Source organism: Streptococcus parasanguinis (assembly GCF_015556095.1).
GTDB classification, from domain to species: Bacteria; Bacillota; Bacilli; order Lactobacillales; family Streptococcaceae; genus Streptococcus; species Streptococcus parasanguinis_Q.
Window position 1 is genome coordinate 159,072 of the sequence record NZ_JADNLT010000003.1, and the last position, 20,077, is coordinate 179,148.

The 20,077-nt window shown below is 41.7% G+C and carries 21 protein-coding genes and 1 other RNA gene; 20 read left to right on the forward strand and 2 right to left on the reverse strand.

The features are described from left to right. Window positions 1-6: 6 nt before the first annotated feature. The 7 genes from I2E70_RS04910 to I2E70_RS04940 all read left to right on the forward strand — a co-directional run bounded on the left by I2E70_RS04910 (window position 7) and on the right by I2E70_RS04940 (window position 4,815). On the forward strand, window positions 7-495 hold the full coding sequence (locus I2E70_RS04910) for an ECF transporter S component (RefSeq protein WP_195423744.1): 489 nt from the start codon (window positions 7-9) through the stop codon (window positions 493-495). After that, on the forward strand, window positions 473-880 hold the full coding sequence (locus tag I2E70_RS04915; RefSeq protein ID WP_195423747.1) for a DUF4430 domain-containing protein: 408 nt from the start codon (window positions 473-475) through the stop codon (window positions 878-880). The genes I2E70_RS04910 and I2E70_RS04915 overlap by 23 nt, the downstream gene beginning before the upstream one ends. 164 nt (window positions 881-1,044) lie before the next feature. Next, window positions 1,045-1,770 (forward strand): hypothetical protein, encoded by a 726-nt coding sequence (locus tag I2E70_RS04920; RefSeq protein ID WP_195423750.1) that lies wholly within the window; start codon window positions 1,045-1,047, stop codon window positions 1,768-1,770. A gap of 164 nt (window positions 1,771-1,934) precedes the next feature. Then, the gene (locus I2E70_RS04925; RefSeq protein ID WP_195423752.1) at window positions 1,935-2,996 is read left to right on the forward strand and encodes an AAA family ATPase; all 1,062 of its coding nucleotides are present in this window, start codon (window positions 1,935-1,937) and stop codon (window positions 2,994-2,996) included. Between the two features lie 10 nt (window positions 2,997-3,006). After that, window positions 3,007-3,222 (forward strand): hypothetical protein, encoded by a 216-nt coding sequence (locus I2E70_RS04930; RefSeq protein ID WP_195423755.1) that lies wholly within the window; start codon window positions 3,007-3,009, stop codon window positions 3,220-3,222. Next, window positions 3,223-3,999, forward strand: a complete 777-nt coding sequence (locus I2E70_RS04935; protein ID WP_155127897.1) for an NUDIX domain-containing protein — start codon at window positions 3,223-3,225, stop codon at window positions 3,997-3,999. 129 nt (window positions 4,000-4,128) lie between these two features. Further along, entirely contained in the window at window positions 4,129-4,815 is a 687-nt protein-coding gene (locus I2E70_RS04940) for a YoaK family protein (RefSeq protein ID WP_195423757.1), read from the forward strand. Between the two features lie 304 nt (window positions 4,816-5,119). Here I2E70_RS04940 and dusB read toward each other — a convergent pair whose 3' ends face one another. After that, window positions 5,120-6,097, reverse strand: coding sequence for a tRNA dihydrouridine synthase DusB (gene dusB, locus I2E70_RS04945; RefSeq protein ID WP_003012894.1), 978 nt, complete (start codon window positions 6,095-6,097; stop codon window positions 5,120-5,122). Next, window positions 6,084-6,956, reverse strand: a complete 873-nt coding sequence (gene hslO, locus I2E70_RS04950; RefSeq protein ID WP_049483457.1) for an Hsp33 family molecular chaperone HslO — start codon at window positions 6,954-6,956, stop codon at window positions 6,084-6,086. The genes dusB and hslO overlap by 14 nt, the downstream gene beginning before the upstream one ends. Window positions 6,957-7,275: 319 nt before the next feature. Between hslO and I2E70_RS04955 the strand changes: the two genes are divergently transcribed. From I2E70_RS04955 to I2E70_RS05015, 13 genes are all read left to right on the forward strand, one after another. Continuing rightward, window positions 7,276-8,568 carry an adenylosuccinate synthase gene (locus I2E70_RS04955; protein ID WP_013904276.1) on the forward strand — a complete coding sequence of 431 codons (1,293 nt, stop codon included), beginning with the start codon at window positions 7,276-7,278 and terminating at the stop codon, window positions 8,566-8,568. Window positions 8,569-8,782: 214 nt separating this feature from the next. Continuing rightward, window positions 8,783-9,427, forward strand: coding sequence for an HAD family hydrolase (locus tag I2E70_RS04960; protein ID WP_195423760.1), 645 nt, complete (start codon window positions 8,783-8,785; stop codon window positions 9,425-9,427). Window positions 9,428-9,545: 118 nt separating this feature from the next. Then, complete coding sequence (locus tag I2E70_RS04965; RefSeq protein WP_229060265.1) at window positions 9,546-9,824, forward strand: hypothetical protein; 279 nt, start codon at window positions 9,546-9,548, stop codon at window positions 9,822-9,824. Window positions 9,825-9,968: 144 nt separating this feature from the next. Continuing rightward, a complete protein-coding gene (locus tag I2E70_RS04970) occupies window positions 9,969-11,546 on the forward strand; it encodes an ATP-binding cassette domain-containing protein (RefSeq protein ID WP_049498605.1) in 1,578 nt (525 codons plus the stop codon). A 302-nt stretch (window positions 11,547-11,848) separates the two neighbouring features. Next, entirely contained in the window at window positions 11,849-12,316 is a 468-nt protein-coding gene (tadA, locus tag I2E70_RS04975; RefSeq protein WP_195423763.1) for a tRNA adenosine(34) deaminase TadA, read from the forward strand. A 32-nt stretch (window positions 12,317-12,348) separates the two neighbouring features. Beyond that, an RNA gene (gene ffs, locus I2E70_RS04980) (signal recognition particle sRNA small type) lies at window positions 12,349-12,447 on the forward strand. Window positions 12,448-12,932: 485 nt separating this feature from the next. Beyond that, complete coding sequence (locus tag I2E70_RS04985) at window positions 12,933-14,282, forward strand: glucose-6-phosphate isomerase (protein ID WP_195423765.1); 1,350 nt, start codon at window positions 12,933-12,935, stop codon at window positions 14,280-14,282. Window positions 14,283-14,468: 186 nt separating this feature from the next. Further along, complete coding sequence (locus I2E70_RS04990; RefSeq protein WP_001000837.1) at window positions 14,469-15,269, forward strand: SDR family oxidoreductase; 801 nt, start codon at window positions 14,469-14,471, stop codon at window positions 15,267-15,269. Window positions 15,270-15,331: 62 nt separating this feature from the next. After that, window positions 15,332-17,158, forward strand: coding sequence for a BglG family transcription antiterminator (locus I2E70_RS04995; protein WP_080981318.1), 1,827 nt, complete (start codon window positions 15,332-15,334; stop codon window positions 17,156-17,158). After that, the gene (locus tag I2E70_RS05000; protein WP_001086645.1) at window positions 17,158-17,655 is read left to right on the forward strand and encodes a transcriptional regulator GutM; all 498 of its coding nucleotides are present in this window, start codon (window positions 17,158-17,160) and stop codon (window positions 17,653-17,655) included. Before I2E70_RS04995 ends, I2E70_RS05000 begins: the two co-directional genes overlap by 1 nt. Beyond that, window positions 17,652-18,197, forward strand: a complete 546-nt coding sequence (locus tag I2E70_RS05005; protein WP_001015684.1) for a PTS glucitol/sorbitol transporter subunit IIC — start codon at window positions 17,652-17,654, stop codon at window positions 18,195-18,197. Before I2E70_RS05000 ends, I2E70_RS05005 begins: the two co-directional genes overlap by 4 nt. Before the next feature lie 13 nt (window positions 18,198-18,210). Further along, window positions 18,211-19,191, forward strand: coding sequence for a PTS glucitol/sorbitol transporter subunit IIB (locus I2E70_RS05010; RefSeq protein ID WP_020992831.1), 981 nt, complete (start codon window positions 18,211-18,213; stop codon window positions 19,189-19,191). A gap of 98 nt (window positions 19,192-19,289) precedes the next feature. Further along, entirely contained in the window at window positions 19,290-19,661 is a 372-nt protein-coding gene (locus tag I2E70_RS05015; protein WP_008808177.1) for a PTS glucitol/sorbitol transporter subunit IIA, read from the forward strand. Window positions 19,662-20,077: the final 416 nt, after the last annotated feature.

Here is a 20,077-nt window from a genome sequence, read left to right on the forward strand (position 1 = left end):
GACGTCATGACGCTTCAGCGATTAACCCGTATTTCGCTTTTGGCGGCACTTTGTGTCGCCCTACGTCAGGCTTTTGCACCCTTTCCCAATGTCCAACCTATTTCTGCCATCTTTTTTCTCTTGGTGATATTTGAAGGGTATAGCTTTGCTTTTCTTGTTATGATGATCACCATGTTTGTCTCCGCCTTTTTCCTGGGGATGAGCCTGATTGTGTTCTTTCAGATTGTCGCCTTTGGCTGCTTGATGCTCCTTTGGCATATCAGTTACAAGTGGTTGCCCTTTATCCTTCAGATCCTTTTTGTGGGGCTACTGTCCTTTGCTTATGGGGTCTTGATCGATAGTGTTTATGCCTTGATTTACCATATTCCTTGGTGGACCTATGCTTTGGTCAATGGTTTTAGTTTTAACCTGGCCCATGCTTTATCAACGATCGCTTTTTATCCCATTATCTATCATATCTTTAGGAGATTTTATGTTGAAAAAAATCATTTCTAGCTTGACGACCTTGCTTGCAGCTCTTCTTTTAGTGAGTTGCACTCCGTCTCATAGCACAAACAATCAACCAACAGCTTCTAGCACAGAAGTTGCCAAGAAAAACGAAATTTCGATTACAGTAAGTGTGACGCCAGATGGTCAAGAAGCGCAATCAAAAACCTTGAAAGTAGCAGAAGATAGCAATCTTATGAAAGTGCTCAAAGCCAACTACAAGATTGAAGAAAAAAATGGCATGATCACCTCGATTGATGGCCACAGCCAAGACGAAGCCAAAGGGCTTTACTGGATGTACAAGATCAATGGAGAGATGGCTCCCAAAGGAGCGGCAGAAACCACTGTCAAAAAAGGGGACAAGATCGAATTCTATCAAGAAGTGTACAAATAATGAGTAGCCGGATTATGTGTCCGGCTCTTTTTGTGATAGTATAGGAGCTTACCTAAAACTTCTTTCAAATTAGAAAAATATTTGAGAAACTATTGACAGCCCCATATAACAGTGTTACAATAACGTTACAAAATATTACAAATGTTACAAAAAGAGGTTCGGTTATGAAAAACAAAAAAATCATTTCCCTAGCAGCGCTAGCTCTTACAGCTAGTCTTTTCCTAGGAGCTTGTGGCGGGAATAAAGAAGAAAAGACAACAGAAGCAAGCAGTTCAAAGACCAGTCAAGTCAAACAAACTGGCTCTTCTTCTAAGAAAAAAGTGATCACTAGCAAGGATCCGATTGCATCTTCATCCTCTGATAGCAAATCAGAAGAAAGTCACACCGTTGGAAGTAAAAATACCCAAGCTGCAGCTAGTCAAACACCTGCTCCAGCTAAAGCAGCGACTCCAGCAGCGCCAGTAACAAAAGAAACAAAAGAAGTGGCCGCTCCAACAACACCAGCGAAAGAAAAATTGCCAAGTCTAGAAGAAGGTTATGCTCATGCTAAGAAGCAAGCGTCTGCTACGGAGAATGCCCAATACAAGGGAGTCTATTCCGTGGCAGCAGGGGACTTCTCCGCAGCAGCAGGGAATTGGTCTGACAAACGTGACACTGGAGTCACTATTGGCCAAGGTGGTCAAGTGACCATCCAACTTCCTGGGGGTCAACCCGTAGCTTATGGTGTCAGCGGTTATAACTATACCTTGGATGACGGCCATTACCATGCTAATCTCTCAGCAGGCGATGGATCTGCAGCGACTCTAGATATCGTAGTTGGAAAAGATGGCTCTGTATCCAGTGTGACGATTCTGAAAGACGGTGTCAGCCACTCCCTCACTCGTGAATAAAAGTCGAAAGATTTGAAAAGAAAATCTTATCTTTTCAGATCTTTTTTTGCTCTTTTGAAGAAAAATATATTTTTTTATAAAAAAGTGTTAACATCCAGAAAATATAGTATATAATAAAAACATAAAGAAAACTTATTTATAAAAAATTATAAAAAGGAGTTCATATGAAAGAAGAAAGAATTGCCCTGGTTTTTGGAACCTTTGCGCCTCTTCATCAGGGGCATATTGACCTGATCCAGCGGGCCAAGCGTCAGTGTGATCGCGTTCGTGTCATCGTATCTGGTTATGAAGGGGACCGTGGCGAAGAAGTCGGGTTGACTTTACAAAAACGCTTCCGTTATATCCGTGAAGCCTTCTCAAATGATGAGTTGACCCAAGTCTATAAGTTAGATGAGACAGAACTTCCTCGTTATCCCTTGGGCTGGGAGCCTTGGTTACAGACAGCCCTAAACACCATCCAGTATCAAACAGAGACAGAAGAGTTGATCTTTTATGTAGGGGAGAAAGCCTACAAGGAAGAGTTGGAAGCTAGAGGGTTTGAAGTTCACTTAGAAGAGCGTCGCTTCGGGATCTCTGCTACCATGATCCGGGAAAATCCCAGCAAATACTGGAAATACATTGCCCAGCCCTTCCGTCGCCAGTTCACGAAAAAAGTCTTGATCATGGGGAGCGCCAGCAACGGGAAAACGACCCTTGCAAAGGACTTGGCCCGCTTTTACGATGCACCTGTTAGTCTGGAGTATGCCCGTGAATACCAGATCAAGAACAATGTGCGGGATGATGAGCTCACGCCAAAAGATTACTATTACCTACTCTTAGGACAGTATGATCAAACCTCTAAGCTCATCGATAGTAGTGCCAATCGAGGTCTGGTCATCGCCGATACCAATTCCCTGGTGACCAAGGGTTATTACGACTACTATATGGAAGTTGAAGGCCAGGATACCAGCATGACGGATACCTTCGACAACCTCTTTGTCAGTATTCTCTCCAAAGAAAAATGGGATTTGATCCTCTTTGTCCAGCCGATCGGTTCCTATGTCAATGATGGTTTCCGAGATATGACCATGGCTGACGAAGAGATCCGCACCAGCTTTTCAAATTACCTGGACCAATTGCGCCAGCAATACCTAGGAAACATTCCGACCACTTTCCTCGCATCAGACTACCTCGGCAACTACGAAGAAGCCAAGAAGGAGATCGATGCCATTTACCAAGCCGACTAAGGAGCAGCTTATGAAAAATCTATCTGAAAAATTAGCAACTTTTAGCCAAGACTTTAAAAATTTTCACCAAGAAGCGAAAAAACAAGGCTTTGTCAATATTATGAAACTCCTGTGGAAGGACCTTTTTGTAGGCCGCACAGCCTTTCAATGGATCTATCTCCTGCTTCTTTCCAGCGTTCCCTTCTTCTTAGAATGGACCAAAGCCCTCAAGAAGGAGGTGGCTTAGATGGCAAGTCTATCAATTCCAGCAGGAATGACGGAGAAAGAGTATTTTGAGACGGCCGCTAGTGAAGCAGACTTTCTCAAGTGGTACAAGGAGCAAGACCTGCCGACTTATGAAACTCCAAGTGTCACAGCGGACATGGTAGCTTACTGTTTTGTTGATGGACAGCTCAAGCTCTTAGCCATTCGCCGCAAGGCCCACCCTTATCAACACCGCCTCGCCTTGGTGGGGGGCTTTGTGAACAAGGATGAAGATGCGACTCATGCCTGCATCCGAGAAGTCAAAGAAGAAGTCGGGCTCGATCTTCCAGTGAATAAGGTGGAACAACTCATGACAGTTTCCACCCCTGGGCGGGACCCCAGAGGCTGGGTCATTACCATTGCCCATCTGGTCTATCTGCCAGCAGAAGCAGTAGACTTAGCTCATGCAGGTGACGATGCCAAGGAAGTCGTTTTTCTCGATGTCGACTTCAAAAAGTCCCAGTGCTTGCTAGAGGGAAAGGTTTTAACTGCTTCTGATTTTGCTTTTGACCACTATCAAATCATTCAAGAATCGATCAAGCGGATTCAGGGACGTCTCGACTGGAATCCAACCTTCCTCTATCTGTTAGAGGAGCCTTTCACCGTTTATGAAGCAACCGAGTTGGTCAATCTGATCAATCCTGGACGTCCCATCGTTAGCAATAACTTCCTCGTAAAATTCGGAGAATTCGTAGAAGAAGTGGGCGTCAAGCGGGTACCTAAGAAAAAACCACGCAAGACCTATCGCTTAAAACAGTAGATCGAGCGGGGTTCATTCTACCAGCCCTCCCTTACTTTTAGTAACGGAAGGGCTTTTTCTGATTTTTCCTGCTCCACTTGTGTGCAAAGTGGTATAATAAACATAATTGAGATCAAAAGAGACAAGACTATGGAAGAAAAAATAATTTTACCACAAAATACACGACTGATGGGGGCCCTGCTTGGTTTTATCGGCGGGGGCCTCGATGTCTTTTGCCACATGCACTACCGGAGTTTGGTCGCGACCCAAACAGGGAACCTCCTGCTTCTCATCGCTGATTGGCACGATCCCCGTGTCGAAAATACCATCATGCGTTTTTCATCTATTTTATTTTTCTCGATCGGCTTTTTGGTTGCCCTCCATATCAAAGAATATCGCAAGACAGCCTTTTGGCGGACCAAGATGTTGATTCCTTTGTTTGTGGTGACACTCCTGATTCCCTTGGTGTCTGTCATACCACCTGTAGAAGTTCCCTTTATTGCTTTTGGAACAGGGATGATGATGTTGACCTTTACAGGGAGCCTCATTGAAAACCACCCTTACGTGATCTTTATGACTTCCGGCAATTACCGCAAAATGCTGACGGCCTTGTACCGAATCACTCGAGGAAAGGGAGATTTGGACGAGTATCGGCGTCAGGCCATGAATTACGGGATTGTCGTTGGAAGCTTTATTGCGGGAGCTATTAGCGTAGCCATCCTCATGCATTTCATTCACCAATGGGCCATCTGGCTGATCACAGCCAACCTCTTTTTGATCATGACCTACTACACCGCCAGAGTCAAACAACTCGGCCTGCAAACAGATAATCTATAGAAACAGGACCCCGTGTGAGGTCCTGTTTTAGATTAATGACAAAGTCATCTTAGAAACTTTCCTTAGGTGAGTACGGACGTCAGCGAACTTCGAAGAAGTTCCATGACTTAGTTTTGAGCCTAAGGTCTCAAAACTCCCGAGTGCCTGAAACAATCGTGTTTCAGGCACTTTTCTCACAGCGGAAAGTTTCGGTATTTTTTTGATTCGCTCAAAAAATTAAAACATATTTATATTTCTTTGCCGAATTGCTTAACTTATTTAAAAATAGTACAGGACCTCACATGAGGTCCTGCTTTTTGTATTTCTATGCTTTTAATTGTAAGAGTTCTTCAATCTCTGCTAGGGTGCTAGCTTGCGAGATGGCGCCGCGGAGTTTGGCTGCACCTGAGGTACCACGGAGGTAGTGAGGGGCGAGACCTCGGAATTCACGAACGGCAATGTGCTCACCTTTGAGATCGATCAAGCGTTTCAAATGTTCGTAAGCAATCTTCATCTTGTCTTCAAAAGTCAAATCAGGCAGGATTTCTCCTGTTTCAAAGTAGTGATTGATTTGGTTGAAGAGATAAGGATTGCCCATAGCAGCGCGACCAATCATGACCGCATCAGCACCGACTTCTTCGATCCGTTGTTTGGCATCTTGAACTGTGCGGATATCTCCGTTTGCGATAAATGGAATCTTGGTCAGAGCTTGTGCAACCTTGTGAAGGGTCTCAAGATCCGCATGCCCCGTATACATTTGCTCCCGAGTTCGCCCATGCATGGCAAGGGCAGAGACACCCGCAGCTTCGGCAGCGAGGGCGTTCTCAACTGCTAGGGAAGGATCCGACCAACCCGTCCGCATTTTAACAGTGAGGGGGATATCGAGGACGGATTGAACCTTATTGATGATGGAGTAGATCTTGTCTGGGTCCTTGAGCCACATCGCACCAGCCTCGTTCTTGACGATTTTATTCACCGGGCAACCCATGTTGATATCGACGATATCGGTCTTGGTATTTTCTTGGATAAATTCAGCTGCGCGTGCCAGGCTATCTTCGTCACTTCCAAAGAGTTGGATCGATACAGGGTTTTCTCCTTCATCGATATGGAGCATGTGAAGCGTCTTTTCATTGTTGTACTGGATTCCCTTGTCAGAGACCATTTCCATCACAACGAGCCCTGCCCCCAGTTCTTTGGCAATGGTCCGGAAAGCTGAGTTGGTCACTCCGGCCATTGGGGCTAGGACGGTACGGTTAGGGATTTCGACATCCCCGATCATAAATGGCGTATTAAGATTTGTCACGAATGAGTTCCTCCAAGTCATTTTCGTCAAAGTGGTAGTGTGTTTGGCAGAATTGGCAGGTAATCTCTGCACCGTGATCTTCATCTTTCATCTCTTCTAGATCACTAGCTGGCAGACTTGCTAAAGCGTTCAAAAAGCGCTCACGGCTGCAGTCGCACTGGAAGCGAAGTTCTTCTTCAGAGAGGCGTTTGAAAGGTTCATCCCCATAGATAGCAGAAAGAAGAGCTTCAATATGGTCTTCAGATTCCAAAAGTGTTGAAATAGCAGGCATTTCTTGGATGCGTTTTTCAAAGCGCGCGATTTCTTCTTCCTTGGCATTTGGCAAGACCTGAAGCAAGAAACCACCAGCCACCTTGACCTTGTCTTCGTCATCCAACAGAACATTGAGTCCAACTGCAGAAGGTGTTTGTTGGCTTTCCGTCAGATAAAAGGCCAGGTCTTCTCCGATTTCACCGGTTACAAGAGGGGTCATGGAGTTATAAGGATTTCCCGTACCATAATCTGTGATAACCAAGAATTCTCCGTTTCCGACAAATGGTCCCACCAGAACTTCACCAGTCGCAGTCTTTTTGATATCCACTCCAGGATTTTGCACGTAGCCTTTAACATTTCCCTTGGTATCTGCCACGGTGATGATGGCTCCGAGTGAGCTAGTTCCAAGGACTTTGACCGTAATTTTAGTATCTCCTTTCTCGTTTGCCGCCAAGATTTGACTGGCAATGAGGGTACGGCCAAGTGCGACCGTGGAGCTAGCTTGTGTGTGATGTTTTTCTTGGGCTGTTCGTACAGTTTCTGTACTGTCTAGTACATAGGCACGAAAAGCGCCACTTTCTGAGATAGTTTTAATAATTTTGTCCATAGCTTCTATTTTAGCATAAATCAAGCAAAGTGGGGGCAAGGAGAATTCCGAAAATCAGCCGTTTCAGAAGAAGGGCAAGAAGAAAAGAAAATTCCGAACGTTATTTTTAGAAAGAAGCAATTTCCAAGTAAAAGACGAGTTTCATAGAGAAGTTGGTTTAAAAAGGAAGGAGAAAAATAAACGATAGCTGAGTGGATCTTGAAAAAACATCAAAAATTGCTTATAATAGAGTGTAAGACAAACTTGCAGGTGAGACTCCTGCCCTTAGTTTGAAGAAAGGCATAGATAGCATCCTATCTATGGTATATGAAAAAGAATTATGACATCAGTTGTTGTAGTAGGAACCCAATGGGGTGATGAAGGAAAAGGGAAGATTACAGACTTCCTATCAGCCAATGCAGAAGTCATTGCTCGCTATCAAGGTGGGGACAATGCCGGACACACCATCGTAATCGACGGCAAAAAGTTCAAGTTGCACTTGATTCCTTCTGGTATCTTCTTCCCTGAAAAGATCTCTGTCATCGGAAACGGCGTGGTGGTCAACCCTAAATCATTGGTCAAAGAGTTGGCTTATCTCCATGAAGAAGGAGTATCAACGGACAGCCTTCGCATCTCTGACCGTGCCCATGTCATCCTTCCTTACCATATCGAATTGGACCGTCTCCAAGAAGAGTCTAAAGGCGACAACAAAATCGGAACGACCATCAAAGGGATTGGACCAGCCTACATGGACAAGGCTGCGCGTGTGGGAATCCGGATCGCGGATCTCTTGGATCGCGACGTCTTTGCGGAACGTCTTCGCATCAACTTGGAAGAAAAGAACCGTCAATTTACCAAACTCTATGATGCAGAGGCTCTGTCATTTGACGATATCTTCGAAGAATACTATGAATATGGTCAACAAATCAAACAATATGTAACCGATACTTCTGTCATCTTGAACGATGCTTTGGACAACGGTAAGCGCGTGCTCTTTGAAGGAGCCCAAGGGGTTATGTTGGATATTGACCAAGGAACTTATCCATTTGTAACCTCTTCAAACCCAGTCGCAGGTGGGGTGACTATCGGATCAGGTGTCGGCCCAAGCAAGATCGACAAGGTTGTCGGTGTATGTAAAGCCTACACTAGCCGTGTTGGTGATGGCCCATTCCCTACGGAACTCTTTGATGAAGTGGGTGACCGGATCCGTGAAGTCGGTCATGAATATGGGACAACAACCGGTCGTCCTCGTCGTGTTGGTTGGTTTGACTCAGTTGTCATGCGCCATAGCCGTCGCGTGTCAGGAATTACCAACCTTAGCTTGAACTCGATCGACGTTCTGTCAGGCTTGGATACAGTGAAAATCTGTGTAGCCTACGACTTGGATGGGGAACGCATCGACCACTACCCAGCAAGCTTGGAGCAACTCAAACGTTGCAAACCAATCTATGAAGAATTACCAGGCTGGTCAGAAGACATCACAGGTGTCCGCCACTTGGATGAGCTTCCAGAAAATGCCCGCAACTATGTCCGCCGTGTCGGTGAATTAGTTGGTGTGCGCATTTCAACCTTCTCAGTCGGACCAGATCGTGACCAAACCAATATCCTTGAAAGTGTGTGGTCTAGTTTATAAGCAAATGAAGATAAGAGAGTGGGACAGAAATCGGTCATTCGTTAGAATTCGATTTCATCGTCCCACCTCCGCACAGTTGAGTAGGGCTGTAAAAGCTGATGAAATCAGCGTAGTAGAGCCCACTCAACCACTGCGTCTTGCTCGACAATCCAAAGACAATTGAGAGGCTAGGACTTTTGTCCCAGCCTCTTTTTGAAAGCAGAAAGAGGAAAAAATGTATCAAACGATTTTATTTGACCTAGACGGCACCTTGACCAATTCAGAACTAGGGATTACCAACTCGGTGTCCTATGCCTTAGGAAAATATGGGATTCAAGTGCCAGACAAGAAAGCATTGAGAGTTTTCATCGGTCCGCCCTTGCAGGAGTCTTTTGAGCGCTTTTATGGATTTTCTAAGGAAGAATGTTTAAAGGCCATTGACTACTATCATGAGTATTTTTCCGAAAAAGGCCTTTATGAAAATGAGGTCTATCTAGGCGTTCCTGACTTGCTGGCTTCTCTCAAGCAGGCTGGCAAACAGTTGATTGTAGCTACGTCAAAGCCTGAAGAATTTTCCATTCAAATTCTCAAACACTTTGGTTTGTATGATTATTTTGACTTTGTCGCTGGTGCGACCATGGATAGAAAACGTAGTAAAAAAAGCGATGTTATCCAGTATGCCTTGGAGCAAAATGGGATTACAGATTTGGCGCATACCATCATGATTGGAGACAGGGAGCACGATGTGCTTGGCGCTCAAGCGCAAAAGCTTGATTCTATCGGTGTCCTTTATGGCTTTGGAAGCAGGGAAGAATTGGAAGAAGCCGGCGCCACCTATATTGCTCAAGAAGTTGGCGAAATTGCAGCTTTTATAGGATAACCTTTTCCAAAATATTAAAAGTTGGAACTTTTCTAATCTGCTGAATATTGCTTTATTTAATATTTCTATCGGTGTATACTTACTGTAGGTTAAGTCACACAGATTAAGAGGTGATAATATGAATTTGTCACGATATATATTAAAATATAGTACTGATGATGGTACGTTGTATTTTAATACTAAAACCAATCATTCATTTTTTCTTACGAATGAATTGAATAGAGTAGTCGACAGCAATGATGTGATTAGGAAAGAGTATCATGCTTATCTTGATAAAAATAAATATTTAAGTGAGGGTGAGTATGAGGTCGAAAAGTATCTATCTAAAATAAGCGATACAGATGCTGAATTATTGGAACTAACAATTTTGACACATGGAGATTGTAATTTTCGGTGAAGGTTAAAGTGAATAACAAATTCGATGACAAAATGAATGCTAAACCTAGAGTATTTAACTATAATTGTGATTGTAAATAATCACGATTTTAAATAAATTAGAGAAGAGGGTTGTGCTAGCCCTCTATTTTGATGGATGATAATTATGAGAAATATTTATAAGTACATTGATAAGAAGTATCTTTTTCCTATTTTTTTAGGGCGTATTGTGAATAGTGGTTTGGTGTTGGCGCAACCTCTGATTTTAACGAAGGCCTTGAAGTTAGATCAAGACGGCCTTTCTTATGGAAAAATTCTCAATTTTGTTTTATTTGGTTTGTCTGTCTATCTTGTTATTTATAGTCTGATGCTGTTTTCAAACCATTCGCACAATATATTCCGAAGAGAAATCAACAAAAGTGTCCGTGCCCTTTTATTTAAGAAAGTCATATTGAATCCTAAATTTTCCAATGATGAAAAAGTTAGTCTGCTAACTCAAGATATGGAATATGTGGGCGATAATTATTTGGAAAATATAAATGTTATGGTGAGTTGGGGATTTGTCGCCCTTGTTACAGCCATTTATATTGTTTCACAAAATTTTCTCTTAGGACTTATTTTTGTCATTTTTACGATTATGAGACCTATTCCTCAGTTCATCATGAATCGTCGTTTACAAGATTCGGGAGACAGCTGGTCCAAGCTTAGAACGAAATTACATGGGCTTGTCTCGGATAGTATGCAAGGCAGCCAAACCTTACGGATTAATCAGGCCATGAGGCTGAATGAAGAGCGCGTGAATGATTTAAACGGAGAATATCAAAAAGCCATCCAAAGATTTTGTTTCACACATAATATTATTTTTTTCTTTAATGGATTTATGGTCTTTTTTAGTCAGGTTGTTCCTCTTGCTTTAGGCTTTTATTTGAGTTTACAGGGAAATTCTATTTCTATTACAAGCCTCATCTCTATGTATGTTGCTGCGGGGATGCTGGTAGAACCGATCCAAACTCTGATGTACAGTGCAGCCAATCTCCAAGGTGCCTTGCCGACTGCGAACCGCCTGTTTAAGATTATCGAGGAAGAACCTGATTTCGAAGAGACAAAGGATCAATTTGTTGAAAATCTCGAATCGTTGCGCTTAAATCATATTTCAAAAAGTTTTGCTGAACGTCAGCTTTTTTCTGATTTGACGGCGACGATTTCAGTAGGTCAGAAGGTCTTAATCAAAGGACCGAGCGGGTCTGGAAAGACGACTCTTTTTCGCTTGATTTTAGGAGAAGAAGTATGTGATGAGGGTGACATTTTCGTTCAGTATGATGGAAATCAAATAACGAGTCATTTCCAAGGGAATATCGGTTTAATTAGCCAGCATCCCTTCCTGTTTAACGATACTATCCGCTATAATCTAACTTTTGGTCAGCCTTTTCAGGACCATGAATTATTGGAGGTATTGGACCGAGTTGGCTTAATAGATGAATTTCAGGATATTTTGAATGTAGAAATTCATAATAATGGTGAAAACATTTCAGGAGGTCAGCGTGTCAGATTAGAGTTGGCTCGTTTTCTCTTACGCGAGAAGGATATTTTATTAGCGGACGAAGTGACATCAGCTTTGGACGAAAAAAATAGTCGTCTGGTTAGAGACCTAATCTTTTCTTTGCCGATCACGGTACTAGAAATAGCCCATCATATTGATGAAGAAGAGCGCTATGACCAAATCCTTGAGTTACGTAAAGGATGAGCGATGCCACAATAGTTGGTTCTGCGACAAAGCGGATAGTAGTAAGCCAGCAATTTGTCAGATATTTTTGAGATTCTAAGTGGTGATATTTCCAAAATCATCAATACTCAGAGAACTTAAGCTTTATTTAAGATAGGCCAGCTATACTAGAAGCATAAACAAAGACCTCCTAACTTTGTTTAAACCTCCTAAACTTTTTCATAATAATCTCCCATAAGAGTCGCCCAATCGGCGGCTTTTTTTGTGAGTCGTAAGCTGCCTATGGTATAATGAACAAAGAAACTAAAAGGAAGAAGGAAGAGATGGACTACACGATAGAGGAAAAAGCGATGTTTATGAGGGAAGCCCTGAAGGAGGCGGAGATTGCCCTCGCCAATGATGAAATACCGATTGGCTGTGTCTTGGTCAAGGATGGTCAGATTATCGGGCGTGGACATAATGCGCGTGAGGAGCTGCAGCGGGCGGTCATGCATGCGGAAATCATGGCGATCGAGGAGGCCAATCAGCGTGAAAATAGCTGGCGCCTGCTGGATACGACGCTTTTTGTCACGATTGAGCCCTGTGTCATGTGCAGTGGCGCCATCGGTCTGGCTCGCATTCCCCAGGTGATTTACGGGGCGACCAATCAGAAGTTCGGTGCTGGGGGCAGTCTCTACGATATCCTGACGGATGAGCGGTTGAATCATCGCGTAGAGGTTGAAAGCGGCCTTTTAGAAGAAGAATGTGCGGCGATTATGCAGAACTTTTTCAGAAATCGCAGGAAAAAGTAAAGAAAATTAGCCAAAAAAGAAAGTTTGTGTTATACTAATTAGTGGAGCAACAGTTCTGCGTGAAGCGGGTCAGGGGAGGAATCCAGCAGCCCTAAGCGAAGTGAACTGTGTGCTCTTTTCTATTGCTCTTGATGAGTCAAGTCCAAGGGACGCAGAAGAATCCTAGAGCAATGGATGCAGTTTTTCCCGCTAGGGAAAAAGCTGTAAACCTATGATAGCCCTTAGTGAATCAAGTCCAACGGACGCGGATGAACTTAGGTGCATTGACGCAGTTCGAACAAAGTGAGAACTAGGTTCCGAAGTATAATGAATCAAGCCTAAAAGGTGCAGATGAATATTGGAGCAGCGAATCTAGTTTGAACGGACCTGAAATGAATTCAGCTGACATCCAATCTTAAGAAGCGTATTTGTTTTCTTGTCAATCAAAATTGTTCTTCTCAATAGGCCTAAAATTTGTTGTCTTACGCAAACGAGTGCTCTCGGTTATGTCCTAAGGTTAGCTTATTTAGAAAAATAGTATAGAATATAAAATGTAAACGTTTTAAAATAGTGAAAGCACTTGCTTATTTTTTCTTAAAGCGTTATCATAAAAGAAAAGAACAATTGGAGGATAAACATGTCACATATTAAATTTGACTACTCAAAGGTGTTAGATAAATTTGTAGCACCACATGAACTAGATTATATGCAGCCTCAAGTGACTGCTGCAGATTCTGCTCTGCGAAATGGTACAGGTCCTGGGGCAGAAATGACTGGCTGGTTGAACTTGCCTGAAGAATATGACAAAGATGAATTTGCTCGTATTCAAAAGGCTGCTGCTAAAATCCAATCTGATAGTGAGGTATTGATCGTAATCGGTATTGGTGGTTCCTATTTAGGAGCTCGTGCAGCTATTGATTTCTTGAATAATTCTTTTGTAAATCTACAAAGCAAGGAAGAACGCAAGGCACCTCAAATCCTCTATGCTGGAAATTCTATTTCTTCAAGCTATTTGGCTGATTTGGTAGACTATGTATCAGACAAAGATTTCTCTGTCAACGTTATTTCTAAGTCAGGAACGACTACAGAGCCTGCTATTGCTTTCCGTGTCTTCAAAGAACTCTTGGTTAAGAAGTATGGTCAGGAAGAAGCAAATAAACGGATTTATGCAACTACAGACCGCGCTAAAGGTGCAGTTAAGGTTGAAGCAGATGCTAATGGCTGGGATACTTTTGTAGTGCCTGATAGTGTAGGTGGTCGTTTTACAGTATTGACAGCAGTGGGACTCTTGCCAATCGCAGCTGCAGGGACTGATATCAGCAAGTTAATGGAAGGAGCAAATGCTGCTCGCAAGGCTTATGCTTCTGATAAGTTGGCTGAAAATGAAGCATATCAATATGCAGTTGTACGCAATATCTTGTACCGTAAAGGTTATCTGACAGAAGTTCTAGCTAACTATGAACCATCTCTACAATACTTCTCTGAGTGGTGGAAGCAACTGGCTGGTGAGTCAGAAGGGAAAGACCAAAAAGGGATTTACCCAACTTCAGCCAACTTCTCAACAGACTTGCACTCTCTGGGACAATTTATCCAGGAAGGTACCCGTATCCTCTTTGAAACAGTTGTACGTGTAGATAAACCTCGCAAAAATGTGCTGATTCCTGAATTGGCAGAAGACTTGGACGGTCTTGGCTACTTGCAAGGAAAAGATGTTGACTTTGTCAATAAAAAAGCTACAGATGGAGTGCTGTTAGCACACACTGATGGTGGAGTTCCAAATATGTTTGTGACACTGCCTGAGCAAGATGAGTTCACTTTGGGCTACACTATTTACTTCTTTGAGTTGGCTATTGCTCTTTCTGGCTACCTGAATGGTATCAATCCATTTGACCAGCCTGGAGTTGAGGCTTATAAGAAAAACATGTTTGCCCTTCTTGGAAAACCAGGCTTTGAAGAGCTGGGTGCTGAGTTGAATGCACGCCTTTGATTCTTATATGCCTTGAGTTCATTTAGAGTATAAAAAGAGATCCACAAGTTCATTTCTTGTGGATTTTTTAGTACAAGCCTCATAATTAGTTTATTATTTTTTTGAACAGTATAAAAAAGAGTGTCTTAATTCTTTTATGAAAGCGCTGTATAATTGCCTTGTAAATAAAATTTGAGAGGTATCAAAATGAATGATTGGTTAAACATAAAAGGCAAAACAGTTCTTGTGACTGGCGCGTCATCTGGGATCGGTAAGGCAATCGTTGAAGAATTGCTGGAATTAGGTGTCAATGTAGCGAATTTCGATCTTAGCGACAACGATTTGCGTCATCCAAATCTATTATTTGTAAAAGTTGATGTAACTTCTCGCTCTGAAGTAGAAGAGGGTGTTGCCAAAATAGTTGAAAGATTTGGCAATATTGATGCAGTGGTCAATAATGCAGGGATTAATATCCCTAGATTATTAATCGATGCAGAAAATCCTAAAGGTCCTTACGAATTGGACGATGAGACGTTCGAAAAAGTAACGATGATTAATCAAAAAGGTTTGTATCTGGTTAGTCAGGCAGTGGGACGTATTTTAGTGAAAAATGGAAAAGGTGTAATTGTGAACATGGCTTCAGAAGCAGGCTTGGAAGGTTCTGAAGGACAAAGTGCCTATGCTGCCACAAAAGCAGCAGTCTATAGTTACACTCGTTCATGGGCAAAAGAGCTGGGTAAGCATGGTGTACGTGTGGTTGGAATTGCTCCAGGAATTATGGAAGCTACGGGACTTCGAACTCTTTCTTATGAGGAAGCTCTTGCTTATACCCGTGGAAAGACGGTAGAAGATATTCGAGCTGGTTATGCTTCAACTTCAACAACTCCTTTGGGACGAAGTGGTAAACTACGGGAAGTAGCTGACCTTGTAGCATTCTATATTTCAGACCGTTCTAGCTATATAACTGGAGTCACTACAAATATTGCCGGGGGGAAAACTCGCGGTTAAAAAAATGAAGGTGAGGAAGAGAGTTGACCATAGTAAATCGATGGTATAACATTTTAGAAAAAATGGTCTCACAGCCAACTTATTCCTTGGTAGATATGCGCTCAGAGCTGGATATTAGTATGCAAACCTTGCAAAAGAGTATCCAACAATTAAATGATGTTTTGGCTCCGAGTATCCAGATTATCTCACAAGATGATAAGTTAATGTTAGAGGTGTATGACTATACTGAGTTGGAAAGGATTTTATCTGGTAGTTTAAAACGGGAGAGTGACTTCAATTCTTCCAGTAAAAGAATTGCCTATTTACTAAAACGTTTAATTAAGTCAACCTCCCCTCTTCTTATTGACGACTTGGCTGAGGAGGCAGGTGTTAGTAGAAGTACCCTTAATAAGGATTTAAAACAAGTAAAATCTTTGGCAGAGAGTTACTCTATCACTATTTCAGGAAAGCCCAACCGTGGGCTGGAGGTCTTGGGGTCCGAGCTGAATTTGCGCTTGCTCTATATTCACCAAGTGGCCCCTTACTTTGAAGGAAAGACACTCACCGAGGCAACATCTTCTTTTCTGGAGACGCTACTCCAGGAGTATAAAATCCCGAAAGAAACAAAGGAACTCCTTCGAAAGACAATTTCAATTATGGTGGAGCGTATTTATGCATCTAGGGTGTTGAGTTGCCCTATTCCTTACTATAGGAATGATTTAACAGAGACACCTTTGGTTGAAAAATTAATCTATCATATTGAGATGACTTATAAGATTTCCCTCAGTCAGTTTGAAATAGACTTTTTGTGTTTTCCGTTTAATATCCGTTTTATTGACACTTTAAGCAAGCCGTCTTATCAATCTGAACAGCTTGCAAACATTTTTCAAGGGATTGTCAAGAAAGTCAAAGAAACAATGTTGGTTAACTTTGATGATGAAGAATTATTTGAAGAAATCAAGTCTCATCTAGGCCCCTTAATCAATCGACTGATTTTCCATGTGCAAGCTAATGATATATTCCATGGCGAGGTTCAAACTCAATATCCTTTTGCTTTTGAAATGGCGAAAATTGCTGGAGAAGAACTGTCTGCAATTTTTGGTTCTGAATTGGAATTATCTGAAATCGGATATCTGGCTTTGTATTTTGAAATGATTTTAAGAAAGCAAAACTCTGTTGTAAATGGTTCTCGCAAGCAGATAGCAGTAGTTTGCACAACAGGAAGAGGAACTGCTGCGATGATTATTCAGCAACTCAGACGAATCCTTGGAAATGATGTAGACATTACTCAGTATTCTGAAGAGGATTTTAATCTGGATTTGAATCAGGACTATTTCGCGATTTTTACGACAGTTCCTCTAAAATATAAAGATTCTAAATCTCCAGTCATTCAAGTTAATCATCTTTTTGATGATCAATGGCTGCGGGAAGAATGGCAGAGGGCCAATGCTTTTCATCAAAAAAATCTAGAAACAGTCAGCTTACGTTTTCTTCGGTTGAGTCCCCAAAAAACCTATCAGCAATACTTGCTAAATATGGTTGCAGAGTTAGAGAAACTTCAGATGATTGATGAAGGTTTTAGAAATCGGATAATTGATAGGGAGAAAAAACAATCAACCATTTTTGGTGGAGGAATTGCCTTCCCCCATACAATTAACCAGGGTTATGCAAAGACTATTTTAATGTTTGGAAAGCTAGAAGAGCCTTATCAAAAAGGAGATGATTGGATTGAATTTATCTTTCTAGTCGCCATTCCCTCAGAAATTGAAAGCAAAATGGAGAGTGAATTGCTGGAATTGTATGACGACATTTTTCGAATTGCAGGAGAGCCTTCTCTAAAAGAAGCATTGAGGGCTGTAGAAACAGAGACAGAGTTTCTATCATTTTCTAAGAGCAAAGGAGTATTTTAATGAATTCGCTAATAATTTTCGCTGTATTTGTCATGGCAGCTTATATATTTCAAATGTTCCTCGGCTGGCAGCAACTCAAAGACTTCAATAAGACCTATACGATGCTCCGAAGACTGGGGCGCGTAGCGATTGGCAGGAAGTCCGGAAGAATCAAATCCGGTACGATTGTCATGTTCGCGGTTGATGAAAACGGTCGGGTTCTTAAAGCTAGCAAAATGCAAGGAGTCACAATCTTAGCACGTTTTCAAAATATGGACGATTATGTTGGAGAAGACATCCATTATTTTGACAAGTATAATCCTCTTGTGAGAAAAGAAAATAAGTTGATGCAATCAGCCATAGAAGATGCTAGAAAAGTCTATCTTTGGCATGAGGCAGGTATTGAGAAAGAGACAAGTTCATCTGATTCTTTTCTGGGATTCGGCTTTTATGCGAATTACTTACAATTATCTATTAAACAGTTATTTAAAAAAAATAAGAAAGGGAGTTCCTTATGAATCACATTACAAATTTTGCAGAGAGTTTTATGAAACTCTTCCAATTAGGTGGAGAAACCTTTATTAGCTGGATGACAAATATTGTACCGCTTGTCTTAATGCTATTGATTGCAATGAATACCCTTATCGCTTTCTTGGGAGAAGAGAAGGTCAATTCCCTGGCTAAGATTTCTGCCAAAAATCCTGTTAGCCGGTATATGATTTTACCTTTCATTTCAGCCTTTATGCTGGGGAATCCGATGGCAATCAGTATGGGACGTTTCTTACCAGAATATTATAAACCTAGTTTTGTAGCAGCTCAGATGCAGTTCTGCCATACTTCAAATGGTGTATTTCCGCATATCAATCCTGGGGAATTGTTTGTATGGATGGGAATTGCAACAGGAATTCAAACTTTAGGTTTAAGTCAAATGGACTTAGCCATTCGTTACATGCTTGTTGGGCTTGTCATGAACTTTGTAGGCGGTTGGGTGACCGATTTTACAACTGCTTATGTAGCAAAACAGCAAGGTGTTACCTTGAGTAAAACATTTGATTTATAGAAAGAGTGAAATTATGTCATATAAGAGTATAAAAGTTGTTAAAGGAAATGGCGGTTTCGGAGGACCTTTGGTCATTACACCTAGTGAAGCTAAGCATAAATTCATCTATATCACTGGCGGAGGAGAAAAGCCAGATATTGTGGATAAAATTGCTGATTTGACCGGTATGGAAGCTGTTAATGGGTTTAAAACTTCTATCCCAGATGAGGAAATTGCTTTAGCAATCGTGGATTGTGGCGGTACTCTTCGCTGTGGTATTTATCCTAAAAAGGGGATCCCTACAATAAATATTGTAGCTACAGGGAAAAGTGGGCCTCTAGCTCAATATATAACCGAGGAAATCTATGTGTCAGCAGTTGGCCTTAATCAAATTTCTGCTGCTAATGAAGACGAAAAAGCGACAACTGTGGTAACAGAAAAGCCAACTTACGATACTAGTAAAAAAATTACAGAGCAAAAAGCTGAAACAAGTATTGTAGCAAGAATTGGGATGGGCGCTGGGAAGGTCGTTGCGACTTTCAACCAGGCTGCTCGTGAAGCCATCCAAACAATGCTCAACACGATCATTCCTTTCATGGCCTTTGTTTCCTTGCTGATTGGGGTTATTCAAGGTTCAGGTGTTGGAAATTGGCTGGCAAAATTAATGGTTCCCCTAGCTGGGAACATCTGGGGACTCATTTTGATTGGCTTTATCTGTTCCTTGCCATTCCTATCTCCTTTGTTAGGCCCCGGAGCTGTTATCAGTCAGATTATTGGAACCTTAATTGGAGTTGAAATCGGCAAAGGGAATATTCCGCCCCAAATGGCTCTGCCAGCTATATTTGCTATCAACACTCAAAACGGTTGTGATTTCATTCCTGTAGCACTCGGTCTATCTGAAGCCAAGGCTGAAACAGTTGAGGTTGGTGTCCCTTCTGTGCTTTATTCACGCTTTCTCAATGGTGTTCCGCGGGTGCTAGTAGCTTGGATAGCTAGTATTGGCCTTTATCAGTAAACCTTTGATAGATGCACGTAAACATAGCAACTATTATGTTAAACTTATCTATAAGCATAAGTTTATGACAGATTTGAGAAAGGATGAATAGGAATTAGATGAAGAAAATTTTTGAAGCTAAAGTAATTCAAGTGGGGCCTGAAGCTCAGAATATGATTCAAGATGCCAATATGCTCATTTTGTTTGGAGAAGAAGCTCCGGAAGACTTAGCAGAGTATTGTTTTAAAATCGATAACAAAAATCTTCTAGGTGCAATACTAGAAGGTGGAAAGCTGGTGGTAGATAGTCAGGAATATTCGATTACTGCCGTAGGAAATGTAGTAGAAAAAAATTTAACTGGACTGGGCCATATCACGATTTCTTTTGATGGTTCAAAAGAGGGCAGCCTGCCGGGCACTCTCCATGTTGCAGCAGACCAAGCAGTAGTAATTGAAAAGGACTCTACCATTCAGATTTTCGAAACTGCTTGACCATAACAAAATTTAAAATCAAGCAATTTAGAAACATAAAAGTCAAAAAAATTGATTCAGAGCTTGGACAAAAAGTCCAGGCTTCTGGGTCTAAATTAGAAAAAATAGATGACGCGGTGGTTGATTGGCATCTTCCTTCGCTTTTTAAGCCCCAAAGATTGCCTGATCAACTGTGCGGGGGTGGGAAGATGAACTTTTTAACTTGTTTGAAGTTCTTTCCCACTCCCTTTTTGATAGGGAAAATAATTTATGTTTTAATATTGTAAAATTTGTCATTGTTTTTCAATGTTTTCGCAATATGACAAATCAACAAAATTTATAAGGATAAAAGCATGCCAGAAAAAGACGGTCAAGGTCAAGCGCAAAGAGCTTGAAGTCAATCAAACTAGCCAGCCAGTGCAAGGGAATTTCCAGCA